This is a genomic window from Streptococcus sp. HMSC061E03 (assembly GCF_001813505.1).
GTDB lineage: Bacteria > Bacillota > Bacilli > Lactobacillales > Streptococcaceae > Streptococcus.
Genome location: NZ_KV812786.1, coordinates 122,821 through 129,594 on the forward strand (window position 1 = coordinate 122,821; position 6,774 = coordinate 129,594).

Genomic DNA, 6,774 nt, shown 5'->3' on the forward strand with positions numbered 1-6,774 from the left:
TTTATGTATAAAAAATGATACAATACTATGTTAGAGGTGACAGTATGAGATTAGATAAATATTTAAAAGTTTCTCGCATTATTAAGCGTCGTCCTGTTGCAAAGGAAGTTGCAGATAAAGGGCGAATCAAAGTCAATGGAGTATTAGCCAAAAGTTCAACGGATTTGAAAGTGAATGATCAAATTGAAGTTCGTTTTGGAAATAAAGTATTGACGGTTAAAGTCTTGGAAATGTTGGATAGTACAAAAAAAGAAGATGCATCCAAAATGTACAAAATAATTAGTGAAACAAGGATAGAAGAAGATGCCTAAAAATATCGTTCAAATGAACAATAAATATATCAAAGACGAAAGTCAGCGAAAACGTTTTTTAGAAGAAGAAAGAAAAAAACGTAATCGTTTTCTGGGGCTTGTCTTGATATTGGTCATGTTATTATTTATTCTTCCAACTTATAATTTAGCCCAGAGCTATCAATCGCTACAAGATAAAAAAGAACAATACAAACAGTTGGAAAAAGAGTATAAAGAAACAAATGAACAAAAAGAATACCAACAAGATATCGCTAAAAAATTAAAAGATGATGATTATGCAACAAAATATGCACGCGCAAAGTATTCTTTTTCAAAAGATGGTGAATATGTTTATACCATCCCAGATTTACTCCCCCAATAACCGATGGAAAATATCTTACAAACAGTTAAACAATTTCTTGAATTTTCAGATGAAAAATTAGAGGAATTAAAAAAGAAAAACCAAATGATTAAACTTCAAAAGGATGAAAAGGAAAGGAACACAGGTGTCTAAACGATTTCTGCTCCTATTGTTAGTTCCAATTTTATTTATTGGGTCTCAAGCAGCGAGTATCGAGCAGTCTGAGTCTTCTCAGACAATGGCTCATCCATCAGAACTTTATTTTTCTTCAATTCCAGCGAACCCTAATGTCTATCGCAAAATTTCTGTTTTTTCTGATCCTCAGTTGAAAAAAGTAAAAGGAGAAATTCTCCCCAACACACCGTTTACAATCGAACAACTCTTTGTAAATAATGAAGGGAAAGCTGTATTTAAAATAGCAGATAAAGGATATGTATTAGCAGATTCTTCTGTCATTTTTTCTGATGTTGTACAAGAAACACAAGAAAAAAAACAAGACATGTGGCTAAAACCTGGTTTTAAAGTGTACGACCGACCCTTAATAAATGGTGCAAAGGAAAAAAATACATCTCTTTCTCCTTATACAAAAGTGACAGTCTTACGTACAGCTAAGACTTTACGAGATGAGTTTGTGGAGATTGAAGGTCAGGGCTGGGTGAACAAATCATTCGTTACTGAAAAAGATAATCGAATGGAAAAAGTTCAGGACTTGTTAAATAGTAAATACAATTCTCCTTCATATGGAATCTATGTAAAACAATTAGAGACTGGAAATACTGCTGGAATCAATCCGCAAAAAGAAATGTATTCTGCCAGTGTAACGAAATTACCATACTTGTACTACGTCCAAGAACAGCTCAATAAAAAAGCCATTTCTCCAACTACAACCTACAAATATATTCCAGAAGTCAATGATTTCAAAGGTGGCTATGAACCAGAAGGAAGTGGTAGCCTTTCAAAAACACCAGATGGAAAAGAATATAGTGTTCAAGAGTTGGTAGATAAAATTGCAAAAGAATCAGATAATGTTGGACATAATATCTTGAATTATTATGTCACTCATCAATCAGATCAAGACTTCCAAAAAACTTTGGATAAAATTGCAAAGAAACATTGGGATGTTGAAAAAAGAGAAGCATCCGCTGAAATGGCTGGCAATGTCATGGAGGCTGTCTATCAACAAAATGGCCCTATTATTGATGCACTCTCCTCTACAAAATATGATGATCAACGGATTGCGCGTGACCTTCCAGTAAAAGTTGCTCATAAAATTGGAGATGCCTATGATTTTAGACATGATGTTGCAATTGTATATACAAATTCACCCTATGTAATAGCCATTTTTACAGATCATTCGAATTATGATACGATTTCCAATATTTCAAAAGATATCTATGAGGTATTGAAATAATGGAAAAGCGATTTTTAGAGTTTTGTGAAAAACAAGATCTATTTACTCCCCATCGCCGTGTTTTAGTTGCCTTATCTGGTGGATTGGATTCAATGAATCTGTATGAACTTTTATATAAGAATAAAGAACGATTGAAAATCCATCTGGTACTCGCTCATGTCAATCATGGACAAAGACCAGAATCGGATTTAGAAGAAAGTGAACTTCGAACGCTAGCTGATAGGCGAGAGACACGTATCCATGTGGCTCACTATTCGGGTGATTTTACAGAAGCAAAAGCTCGTACCTTTCGTTATGATTTTTTTAAACAGATTATGGAGAAAGAGGATTGCACCGCTTTAGTAACAGGTCATCATGCAAACGATCAAGCCGAAACAACTTTCATGCGCTTAATACGAGGAACAAAATTACGCCATTTAAGTGGTATTCCTGTACGCCAACCATTTGGTAAGGGTGAGTTAATCCGTCCTTTGTTAACTTTTACCAAAGATGAGTTGATGAAAATCCCTCACTTTGAAGACAGTAGCAATGACTCACAGGACTATTTTCGAAATCGTGTACGCCATCAATACCTTCCAGAATTTGAAAAAGAAAATCCCCAAATGCAAGCAAGTCTTCGCTATTTAGCAGAGGAAGTGAATCATTGGCACCAAGCACTGAAAGAATTGACTAGCGAGTTAAGCATTCAAGATTTAGCTTCTTTTAGAACGTATTCTCATTCTGTACAATCATTCTTATTAGAAGAGTATTTGGCACAATTTCCAGATTTGCAACTTGGTAGGGCCCAGTTTCAAGAATTATTAGATTTACTGCGAAAAAAAAGAAATTGCATTCATTATTTAAAGTCGAATTATGAATTACATCAAGAATATGATTTCTTTGAAATACAAAAAATCAGTCAAAAGTCGGATGACCAACCCCTTCCATTTTTGTTAGAATTTGGGAATATCTTTGAAATTGCAAATTATAAACTATCTTTTGGACAACCATTAGTAGGGGAAAATGTAGAAATTCTTTCTGTTTCACGCGAAACTCCCATCTTAATTAGAGGGAGAAAGGAAGGAGATCACCTGCTTGTTAATGGCCACCATCAAAAATTAAGACGGTGGTTTATCAACCATAAAATTCCAATTTCGCTTCGGCAAAAAGCTCTCATTATAGAACAGAATCATAATATTCTTTCTGTAGTGGGATTGGTAACGAGTGATTTGAGTAAGCCCTCAAAAAGTGGTATAATGAAAGATAGTCTTTATATTCAAAAAATAGATAGGTAAAAACATGTTAGAAAAAGATATAAAAAAAGTATTGGTTTCACATGATGAAATTGTAGAAGCAGCAAAGAAATTGGGTGAAACCCTAACAAAAGAGTACCAAGGGAAAAATCCAATTTTTGTTGGAATTTTGAAAGGCTCTGTTCCATTTATGGCAGAGTTGATCAACCACGTGGATACACATATTGAATTGGATTTTATGCTGGTTTCAAGTTATCATGGTGGTACGGCAAGCTCAGGTATTATTAATATTATCAAGGATATCGACCAAGATATTACTGGTAGAGATATTTTATTTGTAGAAGATATTATCGATACAGGTAAAACCCTCAAGAGTCTAAAAGAACTCTTTGAAGAACGAAATGCAGCATCTGTGAAGATTGCTACCTTACTGGATAAACCTGAAGGACGTTTGGTTGAGATTGAAGCAGATTACACCTGCTTTACGATTCCAAATGAGTTTGTTGTAGGATATGGTTTAGACTATGATGAAAATTATCGTAACCTACCCTATGTTGGTGTATTAAAAGAGGAAGTGTACTCAAAATAGAGGAGACTAGATGAATAACAGAAAAAATAACGGTTTTGTCCGAAATCCATTTCTGTATTTGTTGATTATTGTAGCGGCTGTGACAGGATTCCAGTACTTTTTTGCGGGTAATGGGGTTGGTCAAAGTCAGCAAATCAACTACACAGAATTGGTCAAAGAAATTAAAAATGATAATGTAAAAACAATCAGTTACCAACCAAATGGTAGTGTGATTGAAATTGCAGGGACCTATAATAAAGCAAAAGAATCAAAAGAAGATACAGGAATTCAATTTTTTACCCCAAGTGTTCAAAAAGTATCTCGCTTTACTAGTGTCATCCTTCCATCTGATATCACTGTCAATGAATTACAAAAATTAGCAGCTGACCACAAAGCAGAAATCACCATTAAGCGTGAGAGCTCAAGTGGCATGTGGATAACAATTCTCACTTCAATTGTTCCATTTGTTATTGTCATGTTCTTCTTCTTCTCAATGATGAACCAAGGCGGTGGCGGAGGTGCCAGAGGTGCCATGAACTTTGGTCGTAATAAAGCCCGCGCTGCTAATAAAGAAGATATTAAAGTTCGTTTTTCAGATGTAGCAGGAGCTGAAGAAGAAAAACAAGAACTTGTTGAAGTTGTTGAATTTTTAAAAGATCCAAAACGCTTTACTAGATTGGGTGCAAGAATCCCAGCAGGTGTGCTTCTTGAAGGCCCTCCCGGAACTGGTAAAACCCTTTTAGCAAAAGCAGTAGCTGGTGAAGCTGGAGTGCCATTCTTCAGTATCTCTGGTTCTGACTTCGTTGAAATGTTTGTCGGAGTCGGTGCTAGCCGGGTTCGTTCACTTTTTGAAGATGCTAAAAAAGCAGCACCAGCCATTATCTTTATCGATGAAATTGATGCTGTTGGGCGTCAGCGTGGTGTAGGTCTTGGTGGTGGAAATGATGAACGTGAACAAACCCTTAACCAGCTCTTGATTGAGATGGATGGTTTTGAAGGCAACGAAGGAATCATTGTTATCGCAGCAACTAACCGTTCTGATGTCCTTGACCCTGCCCTTCTTCGTCCTGGCCGTTTTGACCGTAAAGTATTGGTTGGACGTCCAGATGTGAAAGGTCGTGAAGCGATTCTTCGTGTTCATGCTAAGAACAAACCACTCGCTCCAGATGTGGACTTGAAATTGGTTGCTCAACAAACACCAGGTTTTGTCGGTGCTGATCTTGAAAATGTCTTGAACGAAGCAGCCTTGGTTGCGGCTCGTCGAAATAAAAAAGTGATTGATGCTGCTGATATCGATGAAGCAGAAGATCGTGTAATTGCAGGTCCATCTAAGAAGGATCGGACGATTTCACAAAAAGAACGTGAAATGGTGGCTTATCACGAAGCTGGTCATACGATCGTTGGTCTGGTCTTATCAAATGCTCGTGTAGTTCATAAAGTTACGATTGTTCCACGTGGTCGTGCAGGCGGTTACATGATTGCCCTTCCTAAAGAAGATCAAATGTTACTTTCTAAAGAAGATATGAAAGAACAATTAGCTGGGCTCATGGGAGGACGTGTTGCCGAAGAAATTATTTTCAATTCGCAAACAACGGGTGCTTCAAATGACTTTGAACAAGCTACCCAAATGGCGCGTGCAATGGTAACAGAATATGGTATGAGTGAAAAACTTGGACCAGTCCAATATGAAGGAAATCATGCGATGTTTGGTGCTCAAAGCCCACAAAAAATGATTTCAGAACAAACTGCTTACGAAATTGATGAAGAAGTTCGTGGTCTGTTGAATGAAGCCCGTAATAAAGCGGCAGAAATTATTCAAGGAAATAGAGAAACGCATAAACTAATTGCGGAAGCTCTATTAAAATATGAAACCTTGGATAGTGTTCAAATTAAATCATTATATGAAACAGGAAAAATGCCTGAAAATTCAGAGCATGAATTAGAAGAAGAAGCAAAACCTCTATCATATGATGAAATTAAGTCAAAATTAGAAGAAAACAACTAATTCAAAAGAAGGAAAATATTTCCTTCTTTTTTTATTAAAAAAAGTGTTGACAGAGTAAAAATATTCTGTATAATAGAATATGTTGTAAAAATGGTCCGTTGGTCAAGGGGTTAAGACACCGCCTTTTCACGGCGGTAACACGGGTTCGAATCCCGTACGGACTATCGATAAACTGTCACCAAGTGGCAGTTTTTTTGTGTATTTGAACAAAATAGTCAAAAATAATAACCAAATAGTTAAAAAAACGTACAGAATAGAAAAAAAGTCCAATGGGCTTCTTTATTTTTATAAAATACAGATAAAAGTAAAGGAGAGCTTATGGAATTTAATAAAATGTATCAAAAAGTAAAATATATCGTAAGAAAATGTGAAAAAGAGTATTATATTCAATTATGGGAAAAGGATGATTGGGAACAAGAAGGACAGCTAACACTCTTTGAACTTTATCAAAAAAATCCTGAAATTGAAACAAATGAAGAATTACTTTATACATATTTCAAAACAAAATTTAGAAATCATATTAAAGATAAAATAAGACAACAGGAAAGTGATAAGAGAAAAATTAATAGACTTCCATATATTGAAATTGGAGAAATTAGTCACAGAATTTCATCAAGAAAAATATATTTAGATGAGCTGGTTGTTCTGAGAGATGCATTAAAAGGTTTTAAAGAAAAATTAACCGTAAAAGAAAAAGAACAATATGAAGCATTACTAGCAAACAGAAGATGTCTAGGAAAAACAAAAATGAAAAAGAAATTAGAGAACTATCTAAAGGATTTTAAAAATTCAATTTAAGAACTGAAAGTTGACAGTGTATAAATGAACTTTCAAAAAAATAAAAAATTTTTTAAAAAAGGTGTTGACAGTAAGAGAAGGTCATGATATACTAATATAGTTGTCGCGC

The 6,774-nt window shown here is 35.1% G+C and carries 8 protein-coding genes and 1 tRNA gene; all 9 read left to right on the plus strand.

Annotation, left to right across the window (positions count from 1 at the left end; all coding sequences use genetic code 11):
• Positions 1–44 precede the first annotated feature (44 nt).
• The 9 genes from HMPREF2917_RS07230 (at position 45) to HMPREF2917_RS07265 (ending at position 6,665) form a co-directional block, all read left to right on the plus strand.
• Entirely contained in the window at positions 45–311 is a 267-nt protein-coding gene (locus tag HMPREF2917_RS07230; RefSeq protein WP_070589909.1) for an RNA-binding S4 domain-containing protein, read from the plus strand.
• A complete protein-coding gene (locus tag HMPREF2917_RS07235) occupies positions 304–672 on the plus strand; it encodes an FtsB family cell division protein (RefSeq protein WP_070589912.1) in 369 nt (122 codons plus the stop codon). Before HMPREF2917_RS07230 ends, HMPREF2917_RS07235 begins: the two co-directional genes overlap by 8 nt.
• Before the next feature lie 3 nt (positions 673–675).
• Entirely contained in the window at positions 676–804 is a 129-nt protein-coding gene (locus HMPREF2917_RS11720; protein WP_003009253.1) for an SP_0009 family protein, read from the plus strand.
• Positions 797–2,062: a serine hydrolase gene (locus tag HMPREF2917_RS07240; RefSeq protein ID WP_256324260.1), complete on the plus strand. Its 1,266-nt coding sequence runs from the start codon at positions 797–799 to the stop codon at positions 2,060–2,062. The genes HMPREF2917_RS11720 and HMPREF2917_RS07240 overlap by 8 nt, the downstream gene beginning before the upstream one ends.
• Entirely contained in the window at positions 2,062–3,336 is a 1,275-nt protein-coding gene (gene tilS / locus HMPREF2917_RS07245) for a tRNA lysidine(34) synthetase TilS (protein WP_070589916.1), read from the plus strand. Before HMPREF2917_RS07240 ends, tilS begins: the two co-directional genes overlap by 1 nt.
• 4 nt (positions 3,337–3,340) lie before the next feature.
• On the plus strand, positions 3,341–3,883 hold the full coding sequence (gene hpt, locus HMPREF2917_RS07250) for a hypoxanthine phosphoribosyltransferase (protein WP_003018402.1): 543 nt from the start codon (positions 3,341–3,343) through the stop codon (positions 3,881–3,883).
• Between the two features lie 10 nt (positions 3,884–3,893).
• Positions 3,894–5,867, plus strand: a complete 1,974-nt coding sequence (gene ftsH / locus HMPREF2917_RS07255; protein ID WP_070589919.1) for an ATP-dependent zinc metalloprotease FtsH — start codon at positions 3,894–3,896, stop codon at positions 5,865–5,867.
• A gap of 92 nt (positions 5,868–5,959) precedes the next feature.
• Positions 5,960–6,031, plus strand: a tRNA-Glu gene (locus HMPREF2917_RS07260).
• A 154-nt stretch (positions 6,032–6,185) separates the two neighbouring features.
• On the plus strand, positions 6,186–6,665 hold the full coding sequence (locus HMPREF2917_RS07265) for a sigma-70 RNA polymerase sigma factor region 4 domain-containing protein (protein ID WP_070589922.1): 480 nt from the start codon (positions 6,186–6,188) through the stop codon (positions 6,663–6,665).
• The last annotated feature ends 109 nt before the right edge of the window (positions 6,666–6,774 follow it).

Bases quoted from the DNA above. Each gene is read 5' to 3' on its own strand.
- tilS (WP_070589916.1), top strand. From the start codon at position 2,062: ATGGAAAAGCGATTTTTAGAGTTTTGTGAAAAACAAGATCTATTTACT.
- hpt (WP_003018402.1), top strand. From the start codon at position 3,341: ATGTTAGAAAAAGATATAAAAAAAGTATTGGTTTCACATGATGAAATT.
- HMPREF2917_RS11720 (WP_003009253.1), top strand. From the start codon at position 676: ATGGAAAATATCTTACAAACAGTTAAACAATTTCTTGAATTTTCAGAT.
- HMPREF2917_RS07265 (WP_070589922.1), top strand. From the start codon at position 6,186: ATGGAATTTAATAAAATGTATCAAAAAGTAAAATATATCGTAAGAAAA.
- HMPREF2917_RS07235 (WP_070589912.1), top strand. From the start codon at position 304: ATGCCTAAAAATATCGTTCAAATGAACAATAAATATATCAAAGACGAA.
- ftsH (WP_070589919.1), top strand. From the start codon at position 3,894: ATGAATAACAGAAAAAATAACGGTTTTGTCCGAAATCCATTTCTGTAT.
- HMPREF2917_RS07230 (WP_070589909.1), top strand. From the start codon at position 45: ATGAGATTAGATAAATATTTAAAAGTTTCTCGCATTATTAAGCGTCGT.